This is a genomic window from Sphingosinicella soli, from assembly GCF_014199685.1.
Classification (GTDB): domain Bacteria; phylum Pseudomonadota; class Alphaproteobacteria; order Sphingomonadales; family Sphingomonadaceae; genus Sphingosinicella; species Sphingosinicella soli.
This window is the reverse complement of the sequence record NZ_JACHNZ010000032.1, coordinates 25673-45726: the sequence shown is the minus strand read 5'-3', so window position 1 is coordinate 45726 and position 20054 is coordinate 25673. Positions and strand designations below refer to the sequence as shown.

The 20054-nt window shown below is 65.2% G+C and carries 12 protein-coding genes; 1 reads left to right on the top strand and 11 read right to left on the bottom strand.

Going from position 1 to position 20054, the window contains the following annotated elements:
- Positions 1-506 precede the first annotated feature (506 nt).
- The 4 genes from GGQ98_RS13300 to GGQ98_RS13285 all read right to left on the bottom strand — a co-directional run bounded on the left by GGQ98_RS13300 (position 507) and on the right by GGQ98_RS13285 (position 6551).
- A complete protein-coding gene (locus GGQ98_RS13300; RefSeq protein ID WP_341534213.1) occupies positions 507-794 on the bottom strand; it encodes a GIY-YIG nuclease family protein in 288 nt (95 codons plus the stop codon).
- A 190-nt stretch (positions 795-984) separates the two neighbouring features.
- On the bottom strand, positions 985-2142 hold the full coding sequence (locus tag GGQ98_RS13295; protein WP_184070295.1) for a dipeptidase: 1158 nt from the start codon (positions 2140-2142) through the stop codon (positions 985-987).
- Between the two features lie 110 nt (positions 2143-2252).
- A complete protein-coding gene (locus GGQ98_RS13290; RefSeq protein WP_184070293.1) occupies positions 2253-3809 on the bottom strand; it encodes a M20/M25/M40 family metallo-hydrolase in 1557 nt (518 codons plus the stop codon).
- A 15-nt stretch (positions 3810-3824) separates the two neighbouring features.
- The gene (locus tag GGQ98_RS13285; RefSeq protein WP_184070291.1) at positions 3825-6551 is read right to left on the bottom strand and encodes a M14 family zinc carboxypeptidase; all 2727 of its coding nucleotides are present in this window, start codon (positions 6549-6551) and stop codon (positions 3825-3827) included.
- Positions 6552-6916: 365 nt separating this feature from the next.
- Between GGQ98_RS13285 and GGQ98_RS13280 the strand changes: the two genes are divergently transcribed.
- Positions 6917-9181, top strand: a complete 2265-nt coding sequence (locus GGQ98_RS13280) for a TonB-dependent receptor (protein ID WP_341534212.1) — start codon at positions 6917-6919, stop codon at positions 9179-9181.
- A gap of 137 nt (positions 9182-9318) precedes the next feature.
- Here the strand turns inward: GGQ98_RS13280 and GGQ98_RS13275 are convergent, their stop codons facing one another.
- From GGQ98_RS13275 to GGQ98_RS13245, 7 genes are all read right to left on the bottom strand, one after another.
- Positions 9319-10422, bottom strand: a complete 1104-nt coding sequence (locus GGQ98_RS13275; RefSeq protein WP_184070289.1) for a DUF917 domain-containing protein — start codon at positions 10420-10422, stop codon at positions 9319-9321.
- A gap of 26 nt (positions 10423-10448) precedes the next feature.
- The gene (locus GGQ98_RS13270) at positions 10449-12014 is read right to left on the bottom strand and encodes a hydantoinase/oxoprolinase N-terminal domain-containing protein (RefSeq protein WP_184070287.1); all 1566 of its coding nucleotides are present in this window, start codon (positions 12012-12014) and stop codon (positions 10449-10451) included.
- 56 nt (positions 12015-12070) lie between these two features.
- Positions 12071-14164: a TonB-dependent receptor gene (locus tag GGQ98_RS13265; protein WP_243451881.1), complete on the bottom strand. Its 2094-nt coding sequence runs from the start codon at positions 14162-14164 to the stop codon at positions 12071-12073.
- Between the two features lie 112 nt (positions 14165-14276).
- On the bottom strand, positions 14277-16940 hold the full coding sequence (locus tag GGQ98_RS13260) for a LuxR C-terminal-related transcriptional regulator (protein ID WP_341534215.1): 2664 nt from the start codon (positions 16938-16940) through the stop codon (positions 14277-14279).
- A 19-nt stretch (positions 16941-16959) separates the two neighbouring features.
- Complete coding sequence (locus GGQ98_RS13255) at positions 16960-18054, bottom strand: MFS transporter (RefSeq protein WP_184070282.1); 1095 nt, start codon at positions 18052-18054, stop codon at positions 16960-16962.
- Positions 18047-19270 carry a metal-dependent hydrolase family protein gene (locus GGQ98_RS13250; protein WP_184070280.1) on the bottom strand — a complete coding sequence of 408 codons (1224 nt, stop codon included), beginning with the start codon at positions 19268-19270 and terminating at the stop codon, positions 18047-18049. The genes GGQ98_RS13255 and GGQ98_RS13250 overlap by 8 nt, the downstream gene beginning before the upstream one ends.
- Positions 19271-19345: 75 nt before the next feature.
- Entirely contained in the window at positions 19346-20044 is a 699-nt protein-coding gene (locus tag GGQ98_RS13245) for a flavin reductase family protein (RefSeq protein ID WP_481133352.1), read from the bottom strand.
- Positions 20045-20054: the final 10 nt, after the last annotated feature.

Sequence of the window (20054 nt, the reverse complement as noted above, 5' to 3'; positions counted from 1 at the left end):
ACCCCATATGAATATGTCTGCAAAATATGGTCCGAGCAGCCAAAACGGTTTATCAGAGAACCGCACCATCAAAACGAGGGACTAAACACCTAGATGCCTTGCTGAGAGCGGTCCAGCGGTTCGCGGGAGAACCCCTCAAGTTGCCGAAGGTTGACCCAACCGTTCGAAGCATCAATCTTGCTGAGCAAGCAGATGGTTCGATGAAATTGTCGCTTGTCCGCCCGATCCGGTCGCTCAGCTTCTCGTTCACGCTCACGCTGGAGAGTTGACCATCGACACGCAGGGTCGCGGGAAAGTCGACATAAGGCGCCCCTTCCGGTCTGTTGGCTCGATTGGGACGGCAGCTTTGTGCGACGAGCGACCGAACGTTTAAAGATAATTCGGCGACTTTACATACCTTCGCATGGATACCGGCCTTCGCCGGTATGACGAGAGTGGGGTAAGCGGCGGCGATTTAATAAAAATCGTCACCCCGGCGCAGGCCGGGGTCCATGCGACCTGCCCGGTTATAGAAACGGATAAAGATCACTCCATTCCGGGTTCGCTTCATTGATGAGCCGCAGCTTCCAAGCGCGGTTCCATTCTTTCAGCGCCTTTTCACGGGCGATCGCTTCGCGAAAATCGTCGTGCTCTTCGTACCAGACGAGCATTTTCACATTATACCGCTTTGTGAAGCCGGGGACGTGGCCTTCGCGGTGTTCGTGCACGCGCCGCGCGAGATCGTTCGTGACGCCGATATAGAGCGTGCCGCCCTTGCGGCTCGCCATGATATACACCCAGCCGCGTGGCTTCACGGGCGTATGGGCCCCGGCCTTCGCCGGGGTGACGGTGGGGAGGTTGGCGTCCTTCCGGCGAAGCGATCGCGCATTGGCGCTTTGGCCTGCCGGGGTGACGGTGGGGAGGTTGGCGTCCCTCTGGCGAAGCGGTCGCGCATTGGCGCTTCGGCGCGCCGGAGCGGCGGCGGGGCGTGTTTCGCCCTCCCCCTCACCCCGTCCAAACCTCGCGGAACAGCCGGTCGAAATTGCCTCCGATCACCTTTTCAATCACACGCGCGGGGTATTTCGCGCGGTCCATTTCGGCGGCGATGATTTCGATGCGGCGGGCGCTGTTGAGATCGGGGACGGCGATCGGCCCGTCGGCCTCTCCCGGGGCGCCGATGCCCGCCTTCCGCCGCGCCTCTGCGGTCTGGCGGACGATGTCCATATAGGCGGGGGAGATGTCGACGGGGGTGATGCTCTGGTCGGTGCCGATGCCGACGTGATCCTCTCCGCACAGGCGAATCGCGTGGGTGAGGTGCTTCATGAACAGCGCGCGCGAGGCCGAGACGGGATCGCGGCCGAGGAAGGGCATCAGATAGATGCCGACCACGCCGCCGGTTTCCGCCACGGCGCGGAGCGCGGCGTCGGGCTGGTTGCGCTGGCTCGCATAGATCGCGCGGGCGCCGGTGTGCGAGCAGGTGATCGGCTTCGATGAGGCCGCAGCGGCGTCCATCACCGTCTGCGGCGTGCCGTGGCCGGTATCGACGAGGATGCCGAGGCTGTTCATGCGCGCCACCGCCTCCCGCCCGAGCGCGGTGAGGCCTTCAGTGTCGGGCAGCGAACCGCCCGCCGCGAGCGGATTGCGATCGTTATAGGTGAGCTGCATGATGCGCACCCACAGCCCCTCGAACGTCTCGATGAGGCTGAGATCCTCGCCGATCATCCCCATGCCCTGAAAGCCGAAAATGATGCCGAGCTTGCCCTGCGCCTTCGCCGCGGCGAGGTCCGCATGGCGCTTCACGAGCAGGAAATGATCGGGGTGCGCCTCGATATGGCGGAGCCACTTCGCGATTTCCTTCACCGTGCCTTCGAAACCGCCGGGCTTGCCCACGGTGAGGTTGACCGCAGTGATGCCCGAAGCGCGTACGTTCGCCAGCTTTTCGGGCGTGAGCACGCCGGGCGGCGGATAGGGCACGTTCCATGTGTCCGGCGAGGCGAGCGCATCGATGACGATCGCGTTCTTGTAGAGCGCGGCGACAGACGGCGGGATGGTGTCGGCGGCAGTGGCGGCGGTGGCGGGGCCGACGCCCGCGAGCGCGGTGAGGCCGAGGCCCGCCGCGCCGGCTCCGAAGGCGCGGCGGCTGATCTCGCTTGTGTCGGTCATGTCCTCGTCTCCGTGTTCTGGGTTGGTGGGGCGGTGCCGAGGGACTCTGCCGCGTGTGAGGGACCGCCCCTCCCCAACCCCTCCCCTGAAGAGGAGGGGCTTTTCAGGGGTTAGCGTTTTGCGACGGCGTGGACGACGTCGACGTAGAACTTCTCCGCCTCCGTGATGCCCGCGACCTTCGTGCCGGGCTTGGGATCGATCACGATGAATTCGTTCGGCGCATGCGCGCCCGCGCCGTAGCCGATGCCCGCCGAGACGATCGGCATCTTCAGGATATCGGTGAACACATAATAGGGCGCGCTACCCGCCAGGCGCGGCATGACGCTGGGCGTGATGCCGTATTTCCGGTACGTGCCGATCACCGCCTGCACCAGCGGTTCCTTCACCGAAGACTGCGCGGGCGGATAGCCCGACAGGCGCGTGAGCTTGATGTCGGTGAAGCCCTTGGCGTCCAGATGCGCGCGGATCAGACGCTCCGACTCGTCGGGCGTCTGGTTCGGCACGAGGCGGGAATCGAACTTCGCGGTGAACTTGTGCGGCAGGATGGTCTTCGTGCCCGGCCCCGAATAACCGCCCCAGATGCCGTCCATATTGAGCGTGGTGTTGAACAGATACTGCGTGATCGCCTCGCGGCCGGTCATGCCGCCGATCCACTTGTCGACGCCGAGCGACTTCTGCATCGCCGCCTCGTTCGCCTCCCACGCCGGGAGGACGCCGTTGATAAGCTCCTGCTCCTCCTGGTTCGGCTGGCGGATCGAATCGTAGAAGCCGGGCACGGTGATGACATTGCCGTCGGGCGAGGTGAGGCTCGCGATCGCCTGCGCGAGACGGAGGCCCGGCGCATCGACGATGGCTTTGAGCGAGCTGTGGATCTCGGCCGTCCTGGGGCCGCCCTGCGCGCCGCCCTGCGCCTCAAGCTCGAAATAGATGTTGCCCTTGACGCCGAGCGACATCTGAACGCCGCCCGCGAGCGTCTGCCCCATCATCGGGAACAGAACGCCGCCGTTCGCCTGCTTCAGACGGTCCGCATATTTGGCGATGAGATCGGGATAATGCGGCGAGCCGAGCTCCTCCTCGCCCTCGGCCAGCAGCATGATGTTCACGGGCAGCTTGCCCTCGGCCTTGATGATGGCTTCGAGCGCGTTGAGGAAGATGCGCTGCGGGCCCTTCTGGTTGGTCGCGCCGCGCGCCATGAGGACGCGGCCGAGCGCGTGATCCTCGAGGATGGTGCCCGCGAAGGCATCGACGTTCCAGCCCACCGGCTCAATCGGCTGCACGTCGTACATCATGTAGACCGCGATCGTGGTCTTCGCGCCCGCGTCGTAATAGCCCCAGACGCCGGGGTGGCGCTTGGTGGGGACAAGCTCCGCCTCCTTGAAGCCGAGCGCCTTCAGGTCTGCGGCCAGCATCTGCGCCATCTCGCTCACGCCGTCGTTCTCCGCGCTGATCGAGCGCTGACGCACCCAGCGCTGCACGTTCTCGATATGCGCGGCCTTGTTGGCATCGATGTAGGCGTAGGCGGCGGCGTGCTTGCCTTTGTAGGGCGCGACCTTGGCGGCGTCGTAGGCCTTCTCCGTGGTGAAGGGAAACTCGGGGCGCTTCACCTCCTGCGCGGTGGCGGAGACGGCGACGGCAGAGAGGGCGGCGGCGAGGAGAAGAGACTTCATGGGGGAAACTCCTTGTTATTCTGCAGAGGCGGCGATGGGCGCCGGGACGGGGGGATCGATGTCGGTGAGGCCGAGTTGCTTCCAGTTGACGATCGCATTGTAGAGCATGCGGAACTCGCCGAGGTTCTGCCAGCGCCACACGGGGTTCGTGGCGAACATCAGGATGCGGCCCTGCCCCTGCGGGATGTTGAGGATCGCGGCGCGGTCCTTCACCCCATCGGCGCCGCGCATGAAGCCGCTCAGCACGCCGTCCTTGCCGCCGGGGAACTGCATCATCACGCGGCCCTTCAGCCGGTCCGGCACGCCGAAGAGCGCGTTCGTCGCCCAGCGCACGGGCATCTCGGCCTCGTCGTAGCCATAGAACACGGGGTTCTTCGGCTGCAGCACCTTCGCCTTCACGATCGGGCCGGGCGCGTAGAAATCGCCCGGCGCGGACGCCGACACGATGTCGTTCACGAGGCCGAACTCGACCGGCACGGCGCTCGCGTCGCCCGTGGTGATGAGCGTGCCGCCCGCCTCCACGAACTTGCGAAGCTCGACCAGACCTTCCAGCCCCATGCCGCCGCGCACGTCTTCGGAAGACCCGTAGTCGCCGAGGAAACGGAAGCGCTCCGTCTTCGTGTAGGGCAGCGGCTTGCCCTTCATCGGGATATCGAAAACGATGTCTTTCGCGCTGCGCCCCTGAGTCGGCAGGATGATGACGTCGTATTTGTCGCGCAGATTGCCCGCGCGGACCTGCTCCTTGAAGATGAGATCGTAGGCGACTTCGTGCTGATCGAAGGCATAGCGCACCCAGCCGACGCGCTGGCTCGATCCCCATGTGCTGAACATGGCGGTGCGCGGCAGAACACTCTCGTGCGCGGCGGGCTTGCCGCCCACAGCGAAGGCTTCGAGACCGAGCGCTTCGACGGCGGGCTTGAGCACGTCATAGGCGCCGCCCTCGACGAGCAGCGAACCGGCCGGAACCGTCTTGCCGCCCGACTTGAATTCAGTCTCGACGACGCGGACCTTCGCATCTTTCAAACGGTAGCGCAGCGTGGTCAGCGCGACCGATCCGTGGTCCAGAACGGCATAGGTGCCGGCGCCCGGCCCGGAAATGCGCCCGCGCGGCGCGACACGGTCGATCGGCGTGGTCGGGATATCGAGCGCGGCCTTGTCGGCAACCTCGACGATATCGACATGCGTCATCATCCCCATCGTCCACGCGGCGTCATCGTAGGTGCCGAGCTTTTCGTCGGGATAATTGTCCTGCTTGCGGAGCAGGATCTTCGCGAGACGGCCGTAGGGCTGATCGAGCTTCACGACGAGCGAGCCCGCCGGATAGCTGCCTTCCTTCACCTTGACGGCGCGATCGGCGCGGCCGACCTCTATGCCCTGCAGGCGCAGCAGGTTCGCCACGAAGGCCACCCGCGTCTCGTCCTTCTGCGCGCCCGGAATGATGTAGGCGTGGGGCGCCTTCGTCTTTCCGTTCTCGATGGAATTGGCGCTTTTCTTGTAGAAGTTTTCAAGAATGACATCGGGATGCTTGGCGGCGAGATCGAGCGCGGTCAGAACGCCGGTCTGCATGTAGTTGGTGTTGTTGCGCATCGACCACACCACCTCCTTGTAGGGAGGGTTGGGGCGATACCAATCCCGCTTCGTCCAGTCGCCGCCGCGCACGGAGGTCTGCACTTCGGGCGCGACATGGCGCAGCATGGTGGTCGCGCCGCCGTTGCCGAAGGTTTCGTACATGCGCAGCAGGCCGTTGTGGTTCGACGACATGAAGGCGAGATAGCCGGGAGTCCACGCATCGACGAAGCCGTGCGTCCACACGCCGGGCATCCCGTATTTGGTGAGCTGCGCCATCTCGTAGTTCGCGAACCAGGGCAATTCCCCGAACAGGATCGGATCGAGATCGGGGTTCTGCGGCGCCTGCCCGCTGTAGGTGTAGAGGAACGGCACCGATTCATGCAGCTCGTGCATCACGGGCGGATGCCATTCGAGATAATAGTTCATCAGATGGCGCGCGCTGACATCGGAAAAGTTAATGTCGCGGTTGTTGTCGTGATAGATGTACTTGCCCCAATAGGGCGGACCGCCGGGCTTGTTGCGGTCGTCGGTCTCGTCGATGAGATTGCGGTAGTACCAATCGACGTAGCGATCGCGGCCGTCCGCTTCCAGAACGGGGCTGAGCGCGACGACGAGGTTGTCGCGGATACCGCGGATCATGTCGCCGTCGTCGGTGAGCAGGCGGTAGGCAAGTTCCATCAGCATCTCGGGCGGGCCGGTCTCGGCGCTGTGGAGGCCTGCAGACACGTGATAGATCGGCCGGGTCGCGGCGATCACGCCCGGCGCGTCGGCAGCCGGAAGGCGGCGGGGATCGGCCAGTAGCGCGAGATTCTGCTTGTAGGTCTCGAGCTTCGCCAGATTCTCCTCCGAGGAGATCATCACGACGATATTGGGGCGCCCCTCCTCGCTTTTGCCGATTTCGAGGATCTTGACGCGCGGCGACGCGGCGGCGAGCGCGCGGTAATAGCCGATGATCTGGTCGTAATAATGCAACACCCTGGGCGCACCGATATGATTGCCCAGATGCTGTTTCGGGGACGGAATTGTTGCCGAAACCGGCAGGTGATCCACAAGCGGACTGCTGAATTCCGGCTTCGTGGTCCACGCCTTCACCGATTTCGCGAAGTCCGCATCCATCGGCTGCGCCGCCGCCGCAGTGCCGAGTAGCGCCGCAACCGCGATGCTGAAAGACATCTTAAGCATATCTACCCCCATTTTTACGCCACGCCGCCGATACGCATACGGCAACTGCTGAAGCGCCGCATCTTCCGTTCAACACCTGATGCACAATAGCATCAGGATTTCATCATTTTATCGAAACGCGCAACAATCATCTTGCCACACGCGTGAGCCCGACTCAGAAGAGCATTCAGCAGCAGCGAAGTCCACAACTTCACTGTCAAAAAGCATAGGACCATTGCCTGAACGGGGGCACGGCCGAAACAGGGGGTTGCCAGAACAGACTCAAGAAGGACCGCAATGCCGGTCCGATCGATGCCATTCATCCGCATGACCGCAGCCGGAAGCCAACAGGCCGGCGCGTAAACAGGAGAGAAAACGTGAACAGGACTTTCGGAACATCCATTCTTCTCGCCGCCACCGCGCTTGCCGGTGTGAGCACCGCCGCCGTCGCCCAGGAATCGACCGGCGACGAAATCATCATCACCGCGCTGAAGCGCGACACCAACCTGCAGGACACGCCGATTTCGATCTCCGCGATCACCGGCGATTCGATTGCGAATTCGGGCGTGCAGAGCATCGCCGACCTGAATTCGAGCGTGCCCAGCCTGTCGTTCGTCGACGGCGGCCCCTCGCAGCGCCGTGTCGTGATCCGCGGCATCCAGGCCTCGGGCGAGCCGACGGTCGGCACCTATTACGATGAAACCCCGGTGACGGGCGTGATGGGCGCAGGCAACGACGCCGGCGGCTCCACGCCGGAGCTTCGCCTGTTCGACGTCGAGCGTGTCGAAGTGCTGCGCGGCCCGCAGGGCACGCTGTACGGTTCGGGTTCGATGGGCGGCACGCTGCGCGTGATCTACCGCAAGCCCGGCAACGAATTCGAAGGGGCGGTGGATACCAGCCTTTCCGCAACGCAGAACGGCGGCGCCAACTTCGAAGGCAGCGCCATGCTGAACGTGCCGATCGTGCAGGACAAGGTCGCCGTGCGCGCCACCGGCTTCTATCGCAACGCAGACGGCTACATCGACAACACGACGCTCGGCATCAAGGACATCAACGAGCAGAAGAACTACGGCGGACGCCTGCTTCTCCGTCTGACGCCGACCGAAGCGCTCACCATCGATGCCGCCGCCTACATCAACCGTTCGCGCACGGATACGCCGTCGTGGACGCTCTCGTCGGGCAAGTATAATTCGGACGCGCTGACGCGCCAGCCGATGCGCGACGACGTGGAACTGTACAGCCTCACCGCCAACTATGATTTCGGCGGCGTGGTGCTGACGGCGGCCGGTTCCTACATGGAACGCGACCTTTCCACGGTGAGCGACGTGTCGCGGTTCATCCGTTCGACGCGGACGGCCGCAGGTTGCGGCGCCCGCCTCAACGGCGGCGCGGCAAACCCCTGCACCGGCCAGCAGCTGACGGACTATTACGCACTCGTCGACGGCCAGTCGTCCTCCGCGCTGTTCCCGCAGCAGACCATGGAAGCCTGGACCGCCGAGCTGCGCCTCAGCTCCGACGGCTCGGGACCGTTCAACTGGACCGTGGGCGGCTTCTTCTCCGACCGCGACGTTCATGTCGAAAACCCGCAGGTGAACACGGACCCGGTGACGGGCGCGGTCATCTATCCGCTGCAGATCGCGACGTCGCGCTACATCAACGACAGCCTTCGTCAGGTCGCGGTGTTCGGACAGTTCTCGTATGACGTGACCGACCGCCTGAACCTGACGGTGGGCGGCCGCTATTTCCGTTACGACAAGGATATCAACGGCGAGACGACGCTCGGCTCGATCCTGGTCGGCGCGGTGGTGCGCCCGCTCTCGTTCGTGGACTCGAGCGAGGACGGCACGGCGTTCAAGTTCAACGCATCCTACAAGATCACCGACGACGTTCTCTTCTACGCCGAAGCCTCGCAGGGTTTCCGCCCCGGCGGCGCGAACCAGGTGATCGGCCTTGCGCAGGAACTGACGCCCTACCAGTCGGACAGCCTGTGGAACTATGAGGCGGGCCTGAAGACGACGTTGCTCGATCGCAAGCTCACGCTCAACGTGGACGTGTTCCAGATCGACTGGTCGGACATGCAGATCACCACGCGTACGCCCAACGGCGCATTCGCCTACATCGGCAACGCGGGCTCGGCGCGCATCCGCGGTCTCGAGCTGGAAGGCTCGCTGCGTCCGGTTGACGGCCTTTCGATCTCGGGCAACCTCGCCTACCTCGACGCCAAGCTGACCGAAGACCAGCCGAACGCCGGAACCGCCGTTGCGCCCGCCGCCGGTTTCGACGGCGACCGCATCCCGTTCGTGCCGAAGTTCACGGCCGGACTTTCGATGCAGTATGTGTGGGGCATGACGGAAAGCCTGAACGGCTTCTTCCGCGTCGACGCCAACCATGTCGGCGGTTCGTGGTCGGACTTCCGCCCGGCCTATATCTACACGCGTTACATCGACGACTACGAGCTGGCGAACGTGCGCGTGGGCATCGAGGAAGCCGACAACGCCTGGGGCGTCTATGTGTTCGTGAACAACCTGTTCAACGACACGGCGATCACACGCTCCACCTCCAGCGCGATCGCGCAGAACCGGACGCTGGTGAACAGCGCCGCGCCGCGCACCATCGGCCTGAACCTGCGCACCAAGTTCTAAACGAACGGGTCTGCAAAAATTCGGGCGGCAACCCTTCGGGGATGCCGCCCTTTTTTTGTCTTCGTAACCCTGAACTTGTTTCAGCACCGTCGTATGGATGCTGAAACGAGTTCAGCATGACGAAGAGGTGCGCCGGCCTATGCCGTGGCGAGCAGGGTTTCGATCGGCTGGAATTCCTCGTCGAGCCCGAACATGCGAGGGCCGAGGACTTCGAGGCTTTCCGGGCGGCGCAGCATCGGATCGGCGCTGTAGCCGAGCACCTTCACGCGCTGGCCGTAGGTGAGCATTTCGCCCGTCAGCGGCTCGCCGGATTCGCGATCGAGGATGCTGATGAGGTCGGGGACGATCGTGATCGTCTTGCCGTTCAAACGGCAGACGAGGAATTCGTTCTGAATCTCCACGACGCATTCATCGGTTGAATCCTGAAGGCCGGTCATCGTCACGCGGCCGAAGTGCCAGCCGTCGCGCGTGTCGTGCGTCACGTCGGTGATCTTGCCGTCGAAAAGGATGCGCGCGGTGCGATTGTCCCAGCTGTTGAGATAATCGATCAGGCTTTCGAAGATGTCGCGCGACTCCTCGCGCGCGGTGCGGATGGCGCGGCCGATTTCCAGCGTCTGCGTGATCGTGCGCTGGACGGCGAAGGATTTCGCCTGCTTGCCCGTCATCGGATACAGCGCGCCGAACGACATGGCGCCCATCGCGCCGGTGACGACGCGGCACAGGTCTTCGGCCATGCGATCGTCGACCGCTTCGATGGTGACGACATTGCCGGAATCATCCATCACGATGCCCGGTGTCGCCTTGCAGCCGTAGATGCTGAACGTCGTCATCTCGATGTGCGGCACGGCGCGGCCGACACCATCCGCATCGAGCACGGGAATGCCGCTGATCGCGCCGAGCGCGAGCGGGAACATCGAATTCGCGCCGCCGATTTCCGCGCTGATGAGCGCATCGACGCGGCGGCCGTAAAACGCCTCCGCGCGCGCGAGAATGCGGTGCAGCGTCTTTTCGCTGACGAGATGCTCGACGATCACCGAGGGTGCGCCGATGCCCGCGATGGAGAGCACGAAGGCGTCGTCCGGAATCTCGTCGCACGAGAGAACCTTCGGGTAGCGGCCGTTCTTGATCTGCGCGCGGACGAACAGTTCGCCCACATAGGGATCGCCGCCGCCGCCGGTGCCGAGCAGCACGGCGCCGCGCGCCATATCCTGAATGTCCTGAACGCTATCGACAATGAACATGATATGCCTTTCGAAAAAGCGTGGGATCAGGCGAGCGCCGCAAGCGGGCCGACAGCGCGGACCCTGATCTGGACAGAGCCGGATTTCATGTGCGTCATCGGCAGTTCGACGATCTCGACGATTTCGACTTCGCCTTCGAGCGCGCCTGCCGCGATCGCTGCGTCGGTGGCTTCCTTGCGCGCCTGTTCGAGCGCGGCCTCACGGCCCATCGCGCCGACATCATAGAGCTTGTCGACGCGACCGCTGACGAGCGCAATCGCGGCGCCGACCGCGTTCGCAACCTCGGCGTGCGCGGGCCTCAGCACCTCCGACGTGCCCTTCAGCGCGCGCGAAACGAGAATGCTGCCGCCGCCCACGAGCACGAGCGGAAGCGCGTGGTTGCTCGTCTTGATCTGGTCGATGGCGTCTTCGATCTGCCGGTGCAGATTGTCGAGCGCGGCCTCGACGGTTTCATCGGGAAGATGCGCGACCTTCGCGGGATCGCCGATTTCCGCCTGCCCGGCGCGCACGGCGATATCGCTCGCGGTCAGCGTTTCGCCGCCGAAGATGAGACCTTCCTCGGCAAGTCGGAAGCCCACGGAGTCGGGGCCGACCGTCCAGCCGCCCTCGCCCCTGCGGACGAGGCTGCCGCCGCCGATGCCGATCGAGAGCACGTCGGGCATTCGGAAATTGGTGCGGACGCCGCCGATGTAATTCGCCGCCGTCGTCTCGCGCGGGAAGCCGCGCAGCAGGAAGCCGATATCCGTCGTGGTGCCGCCGATGTCGGCGACGACGGCCTCGTCGAGCCCGGTGAGGAACGCCGCGCCGCGAATGCTGTTCGTGGGGCCGGCCGAGCAGGTGAGGATCGGAAACGCCGACGCGGTTTCGGTGGTGATGAGCGTGCCGTCGTTCTGGCTGATGTAGATCGGCGCGTTGATTTCAAGGTCGGCGATGGCTGTTTGCAGCGAGCCGATGACCTTTTCCGAAAGTTCGGCAAGCGTCGCGTTGATGACGGCGGCGTTCTCGCGATCGATGAGGCCGAGCCCGCCGACCTTCGAGGAAATCGTGATGCGCGCATCGGGCATGACCGACTGCACGACGGCGGCGGCTTTCTCTTCGATGTCCGGGCGGATCGGCGCGAAGTTCGCGGAGATGGCGACCGCCTTCAGGCCCTTGGAGCGGGCATCCTCGGCCGCTGCGCGCAGCGCATCTTCGTCGAGCGGCGCATAATCCTTGCCCGTGTAGAGCGCGCCGCCGCCGACCATGTAGATATGCGAGCCCGTGACCTCGACGAGATCGTCCGGCCAGCCCGCGAGCGGCGGGACGCCGTCCGCCTTGGGGAGCGAAACACGGAAGATGGCGACGGGCGCAAGCCCCTTGCGCTGAACGAAGGCGTTCACGAACTGCGTCGTGCCGATCATCACCGCCTCGATCGAAGCGCGGTGTTCGGGCGCCTTGTCGAGGATCATGCGCACGGCATTGACGACACCGCTGCGCACGTCCGCCGTCGTGAAGCTCTTGGCCGTCGCCAGCACCTCGCGCCCCCGCATCAGCACCGCATCGGTGTTGGTGCCGCCGACGTCGATGCCCAGCCTGTATCCGCTGCCGCTCATGTCAACCTTTCAAGATGGAATTGGGCGGCGGGCGCGCACGGCGCCCGCCGACACCGTCAGAACTTCAGCTTGGCTTCCACGCCGTAGGTACGCGGCGTGCCGGGATAGCCGATGGCGACATCGAGGCCCGAATATTTCGGCTGGAAGAATTCCGAATAGTACTTCTCTTTGAAGATGTTCCGCGCATAGGCGTAGAGGCCGTAGTTGCCGAACTCGACGCCGATACGGGTGTTGAGAAGGTCATACGGATTCTGCACCGATGCGTTGTCCGCATCCCAGTATTTCTTGCCGATGTGCTGGTATTCGATGCGAACGAAGCCCTCGACATTCTCGCTGAGATCGGCGCGGTACTGGAGCGAGCTGTTGATCGAAATCGGCACCGTACGGGGCGACTTGTTGCCGACGTCCGACGCGAACAGGCTGCGCTTGATTTCGCTGTCCGTCGTGCCGACGCCGACACTCCAGTCCAGACCCGGGGCGAGCTTCGCCATCGCCTCGATCTCGAAGCCCTTGATCTGGACCTTGTCGATCGTGTCGATGACCTGCGACGCGGTTGCGGCCTCCACATAGAAGTACTGATAGTTCTTCACGTTGGTGAGATAGGCGGCGCCGTTCAGCGTCAGCTTGCGATCGAACCACTGCGTCTTGAAACCGATCTCGAAGTTGTCGAGCGTTTCGGCATCGAACTCGGTGACGCCGACGTTGGGCGCATTGAGACCGCCCGAACGGAAGCCCGTGCTGTACGTCGCATAGGCAAGGCGCCCGTCTTCCGGCTTCCAGGTCAGCGTGACCTTGGGCTGCGCGCGGTCGAACGAGATCTTGCGGATCGCTCCGGTCACGACATTGGTCTGCTCGCGCTCGTCCTTGTCGTAGCGGATACCGCCCGTCAGCGTCAGCGTGGGGCTGAGATCATAATCGACCTGCGCGAACGCCGCGTAGGCGTTGTTGTCGTTCGTCTCGTTGTTGTTGGCGATGAGCAGCGCCGGATTGTCGAACTGATCGGTGCCGTCGAGATCGATGAAGCCGCGCGTCACCAGACCGCGATCCGTGTGCAGATAATAGACCCCCGCCAGCCAGCGGAACGCCTGATCGCTCGCCGAGACGAGGCGCAGTTCCTGGCTGAACGTCTTGATCTTCGCGTTCTGGCCCTGACCGGCCTGGAAGCCGAGACCGAAGATGCCGCCGGGCGAATCCACCGGGTTGCGGAAATCGAGATCGGCGCGGTTGGTCTGCTTGAAATTCGAATACGCGCTGATGCCGGTGAGCGTCGCGAAGCCGAAATCATAGTCGAACTTGCCCGTGAGATCGACGCTGTCGCCCTTCGCGTAGGCCGGGAAGTTGAACTGCGGGTTCACGAAGTCGCGCGGGATGCCGGAGAACACCGCCGCATAGCTGTTGGAGCCGCCGCGGAACTTGCCGTATTCGGCGCGCAGATCGAAGGTCAGCAGATCGGTCGGCTTCAGGATCATGCGGCCGCGAATCGAATAATCGTGATCGATGTAATCGACGTTATCGCCGCGGAAATCATTCTTGATGAGGCCGTCAGACGAAGTGTAGCTGCCCGATACGCGCAGCAAGACCTTATCCTCCACAAGCGCGCCAGAGATGCCTGCGGACGCATCGAACGTGTCGCCGTTGGCATAGCCCATGTTCACGAAGCCTTCGAGCTCGTTGCTCGGCGCCTTCGTCACCACGTTGATCGCGCCGCCGACCGCGTTGCGGCCGTAAAGCGCGCCCTGAGGGCCTTTCAGCACCTCGATGCGCTCGATGTCGAACAATGTGACGCCGAGCTGCTTCTGGTTCGTCTGCGGCACGCCGTCGAGCACGAACGCGATGGGCGGATCGGCGTTGTTGATCTGCGTGAGCCCGCGCATGGTGATGAAGTTGCTGCGGTACGTGTCGCCGCGATCGTAGGTGATGTTGGGCACCTGCGCGATGATGTCTGCGGTGGACTTGATGCCCGCATCCTCGACAGCCTGGGCTGTGAACGCCGTGACCTGGATCGGCACGTTGCGGAGCGGCTCGGCGCGCTGCTGCGCCGTGATGATGATTTCGTCGCTGTCGGCGACGTCCTGAGCCAGTGCGGCACCCGGCAGAATTGCCAGCGCCGCCGAGGCCAGAAAGACTGTTCTCAGGTTGCGGTTCGTCATTACCCTTACCCCTTTTTTTCGGTTTCCCTGCCTTTCCATAATCGCGCGGGCAGCAAGGCGGTGCGAGTGCCGAGACGGGTAGTAGGGAGCGCTGTCGGGTGGCAGCGGCGGCCTATTTTTCCTGTGCGCGCGCCACCGCACCCTTGCGGCTGGAAACGCCCAGCTTGGCGTAAACCTTTTTCAGGTGAAACTTGATCGTGTTCTCGGTGAGCCCGAGCCGCCGGGCGATCAGCTTGTTCGAAGCCCCGTCGGCGAGATGCGCGACGATTTCCGATTCCCGCTCGTTCAGCGCGTCGGGCGACAGATATTGCGGCTTGGCCTTCAGCGCCCGGAGGATGGTTTCCGCGTGCTGCTGCTCAAGCGGGGGCGCCGCCCCGAGGATCCGCTCGACAACGACGCGGACGGGACTTCCTTCCTCGACGAAGGGAGACAGGATTTCCTCCGCAAAGGCGTGGTGCACCGCCGCCGCCATCGCCTCGTCCGCGCCGGCCTCGTCGCCGAGACGATCACGCACGAGCGCGAGCAGAACATATCCCTTCACCATCGTGACGAGACGTTCCCCCGTGCGCCCTTCCTCGATCATCGTGCGGGCGCCGTCCCCCGCCGCAGCCACGCGCCCGCGCGCAAGATCAACAAGCACGCGTGCCTGCAAGACAAGGTCGCGCGTCCGCCAGGGCACATGATCCGCATCGACCGGAAGCGTGCGCGCAATGGCTTCGGCGCCGTCGATCCCGCCGCCGCGCAGCCGGTAGATCGCCTCCAGCGCCTTGAGCAGATCCCCGACACAGAGCAAGCCCTGATTATCGAGCCGCGTCCGCAATTCGGCAATCAGCCGAAGCGCAGCCGGAAGCCCGCTGCGGCGCCACGCGACATCGGCGATCACCGGCCAGGAAATCGCATATTGATCGTACCAGGCCTCGCCCGCGCCGAACTGATCGAAGGCGACGCGCACGAGATCCGCCGCGCTTTCGCGGTAGTGCCGCAGATAATCGATCGCCGCGATCGCCATGCGCGCGGTCGCCGTGACCGTTGGTTCTATACCGCCCGTGCCCCGGCGGCGAAGCGTGGCCGCCGCAAATTCGGACGCCGCCCTGAGCGACCCGTGCGCGAAGGCGACAAGCACGTCGTGCGTCATCAGATGCTGTTCGGCAAAAGGCAGGATCCCGAGCGCCTGATACGTGTCTCGCGTTCGGATCACCGATTGGCGCGCCGCGTGCAGATCGCCCCGCATCTGGTACATCACGATCATCGTGTTTTCGCACCAGGCCCAGAAAAGCGGCGCGTCCGGTGCGAGCGCCCGAACCGCTTCCACCTCTGCTTCACGTGTAGGTTTGGTGCCGTTGATGTAGCATTCGAACAGCAGATCGAGCGCGCGGCCTTCGAGTTCGAGTTGCTTGCCGCAGCCGCTGGGATCATCGAGGAAGCCGCCGGTGCTCTGCCCGATCCGGTGCAGCCAGTTGCTCGCCTCTCCGAAATGCCCTGCCTTGAAGTGCGCGAGCGCCGCCATCAGTTGCAGGCGCGGCAGGGCTTCGAGAACCTCGGGCGGCGTTTCGCGCAGGATCGCGCGAAGCTCGCCCGCGCCGTAAGCGAGAAAGATCGAAATGAACGGGATGCCGCCAAGCGTTTCCACCATTGTCGCGCGGTCGCCGGCAAGATCGTAGTGACGCACGGACGCCGCGTAGCGCTGCTGCCGCCAAAGCCAGTCCGCCGCGCGCCTGTGCAGCCGTGCGGCATGATCGGGGCTGCGACTGAGGCGCGCCTGCGCATAATCCGACAGCAGCGGATGCAGCCGCCACGCCGGTTCGCCTTCGTATTCCGTGCGCTGCACGAGCGTCGGCAATTCCGCCTCCACCTCTTCGAGCAGCGCCGCGCTGTCGCGCCGATCGCGCACATGATCGGCGAGGCTGGCCTCGACATAGTCGAACGGCGCGAGGTCGGTGAGCAGCGTCTGGAAATGCTCCGGGAGCATTCCGAACACCTGCTCGGCGAGATAATCGGCGACTTCATCGACCTGACCGCTGAAACGCGGCATGCGCACGGAATCGCCCATCCGGCCGCGCCAGAGGCGATACAGCTGGACGGCGACGGGCCAGCCTTCGGTCTGCTCGGCGATCGCGGCGAGTTCGGGTGCGTCGGCGGGCAGACCGAGCGCTGCGGCGAGTTCCGCGTCGCTCAGCCGAAGCTCGGCGGGATCGATGATGCGGACGATGCCCTGCGTGCGCAGCACCGAGACGGCAAGCGACGGCTTGCGCCGCGTCGCCAGCACGAGGTGGACCCGGTCCGGCAGCGCGTCCGCCATTTCCTCGACCAGCCGCGCCACGCCCGGATGATCCACGCGGTCGAAATCGTCGATGATGAGAACGATCGGGCGCGGATCGCGATCGAGCTGCAGCAGGATCGCATCGAGCATGATCGCGAGCGGGCTGTCCCCGGTTTTGGGGCGCATGGCGTCGCCCATCTCGATCCCGGCGGCGGAGAGCGCGCGGGCGATCATCTCCAGAAACACATCGGGTTCGCGATCGAGATCGGACGCGGTGTACCACGCCGCCGCGATGCCCTGCGCGCTGAGGCGGTGCCACCACTGGCCGAGCGCCGTGCTCTTGCCGTAACCGCGCGGGCCCACGACGATCGTGAGCTTGCCGGCGCGCGCGACATCGAGCGAGCGCAGCACGAGCGCGCGCTCGGCAAGGTGCGCGCGCTGAACCGGCGGTCGAAGGCGGCGGCGGCTTGCCCGTTCGCGCGCGCCGGTCGGTTCCGTCTCGCGAGGTTCCACCACTTCGTTCAAACGCGGTCCCTTAAGTATGATCTTTTCCGGTTCCCATCAGCAGCGCGCCGAGCAGGCAGACACCGCCCGCGACAAGCCCGAACGCCGTCCAGTCGGCCCCCGCCACCAGCGGCGCCGCAAACACCGGACCGATCGCACTGCCGAGCATGAGAAACGCGGGCGCCGCACCTGCGTGCCGGGCATCGCCCAGCGCACCGGCGCGCGCTATCACATACGGCAAACCAAAGCCCGGCAGCAACACCAGCAGCGCAGACGCCGCAGCGAACAGCCACAGACCCTGCGTATGCGCGATGAGCAGGGCATCCGCCGCCAGGACCAGGCTGAACCCGAGCACGGGCACGCGCAGCCCTGCCCGATCCCCAAGCAGCCTGGAAAGCACGGGGCCGACCATCATCACGAAGGCGCACACCGCCATGATGCGCCCGACCAGCTGCATATCGAAGCCCTTTGCGGCGCCGAGCGAGAAGAGCGAGTTCCACGCCATGCTCTGCCCCACGAAGACCGCCGCGAGGCCGATGAGCATCCAGACAGCGCGCGGGATCGGCCGAAAACCCGCAGCGGCGCGCCCGACCTCTCCATAAAGACCCGCAGCCATCGCGATGAACGCAGCGAGCACCGTTGCCGCGACCGCGCCGAAAATCGCCGCCGCGCCCACGATTTCGACAAGCGGCGGCAGCGCAAGGTAGAAAAGCGCCGCAAAGCAGGCGAGGCCGATCTGCATCGTGGCGAGCGTCTTCTGCGCATCGGCCCGCTGCGCAGCGAGTGCGGTCGCGGTGGCCAGTATCACGCCGGTCGCGAGGCCCGAAAGCAGGCGCCCGGCGACGAACGCCGCGTCCGGGCCGAGCATGGCGAAGAGGTTTCCCGCGACCGCCACGCCCGCCGCGCCGAGACACAGCGGCCGCGCGCCGATACGCCCGCCCATCGCGGCAGCGCCGAGCGTGCCGATCCCCACGAGTGCGATCTCGCCGGAGGCCACGACTCCGGCGATCGCGCCGCGCGCCTGCGACGCGGCAAGCCAGAGCGGGATCGCCGTCGTTCCCGAGAAGCCCGCGATATTCCCCGCGACGAGGCTGAAGACCGCGCTGTGTTGCCGAGGTTCAGGCAATGGCGTTCCTGCGGATACGGCCGTCGGCGACGATGAGCGCGAGCCGTTCGTGCTGTTCGAGAATGGTGACATCGTCGAGCGGATTGCCGTCGACAAGCAGCAGATCGGCAAACGCGCCGGGCGCGATCGTGCCGAGCCTGCCTTCCATGTTCAGCAGCGCGGCGTTGACCGAGGTTGCCGAACGCAGGATTTCGAGGGAACTCATCACCTCGCGGCGGAGCGCGAACTCCCGCGACTGGCGGTCCATCACCGCGCCCAGCAGATCGGTGCCGAAGCCGATTCTGGCGCCCGCCGCGCGCAGGCGATCGAGCGACGTCAAGGCGAGATCGCCGACCTCTCCCACCTTGGCCAGCGCCGCAGCGGGCAGGCCCATCGACGGACCCACGGCGCGGATCGCATCGATGATGGCGAGCGTGGGAACCGCGAAGGCATCGTGCTCGACGATCGCGGCGACGCCGTCCGCCTCCAGCATCGTCGCGTGCTCGATGGAGCGAACGCCGCTCTTCACGCAGCGGATGGCGGCGGCATTGGTGTGCGCGTGCGCCATCACATAGGCGCGGCGGGTCGCGGCCTCCTCCACCGCGACGCGGATTTCCTCGTCGCAGAACTGATCCATCCAGATCGGGTCGCTGGGCGAGAGAACGCCGCCCGAGACGAACAGCTTGATCTGGTGCGCGCCGCGCCGGAGCTGTTCGCGCACCATCTTGCGCATCTCGTCCGGCCCGTCGACGACGACCGACATCGATCCGCAATAGGCGCAGGCGCAGCCTTCGAAGTGGCTCGGCTCCCGCATGTCGCCGTGCCCGCCCGTCTGGCTGAGCGCGAGACCGGGGTAAAACAGGCGCGGCCCGTTGATGAGCCCCTTCGCGAGGCCCGCCGCCAGCACATGATCGCCGCCCGCCGCGTCGCGGACGGTGGTGAAGCCGCGCTGCAGGGCGTCTTCCATGATCCGGCGCGCGTGAAGCGCACGGAGGCCGGGCGGCATCTTGTCGACGACGGCGGGATTGGCCTCGGCGCCGTAGCAGTGGAAATGCGCGTCGATGAGGCCGGGCATCGCGAAACGGCCGCCGCCGTCAATGCGCTGCGCGTCCGAGCCGGTGACGGGCGTGTCGGAGACTTCGCGGATGGTGTTTCCCTCCACGACGATCGACAGGCCCTCGGCCAGCGCATCGGTCCGGCCGTCGAAGACGGTCACGTTCTCTATGATAAATGTCATGCGTGCAGGTTCCCGTATCTTGCCCGCCGCCGCAAAGGCCGCAGCGGGTAGCGAAGGCGCAATCGGGGTGGCGGATCAATCCAGCGCGATCACCACGTCGGACGCGGGGCGCGCGCAGCAGAGCAGGATGCGTCCCGCCGCAAGCGGTATGGCCGGGGACGGCGAATGCTCCACGCTGCCCGACACCAGCGTGCTTTCGCACGCGCCGCAGCTTCCCGAACGGCAGCCGAAGCCGGGCGCGAGACCGGCGGTTTCGGCGAGTTCCAGAAGGCTCGGGTTGGCGCTCTCCGTCCACTGCGCGATGACACCGCCGAAATCCACGCGCGCCTGCGCAATCACCGGTTCGGGCTGGGCTGCGGGAACGAACGATTCCGAACGAATCTGCCCCGGCGGAACGCCCATCGCGGTCAGCGCATCGCGGACCATCGCCTCGAACGGCGCGGGGCCGCAGACGTAAACGTCGCTGTAAATCCCCGGCAGCTCGATCTCGCGGCCGAAAGGCGATGTCGTGTAGGCGGGCGCGAGAATTTCGCGCAGCCGCTCGGCGCCGAGCCGCCCCGCTTCATGCCCGGCATCGCTTTCGCGCGGCGCGGAGTAAAAGACATGGGCAAGCGCGGCATCCTTCGCCGCCGCTGCGAAAACATGGGTTTCGCCGCTACGCGCCTGATGAATCCAGACGAGCGGGGGCGGGCTATCCCGCCGCGCCCGGTGCGCCTTCAGCATGGCCAGCATCGGCGTGACGCCGATACCGGCGCTGATGAGCACGACCCGCATGAAGCCGTCG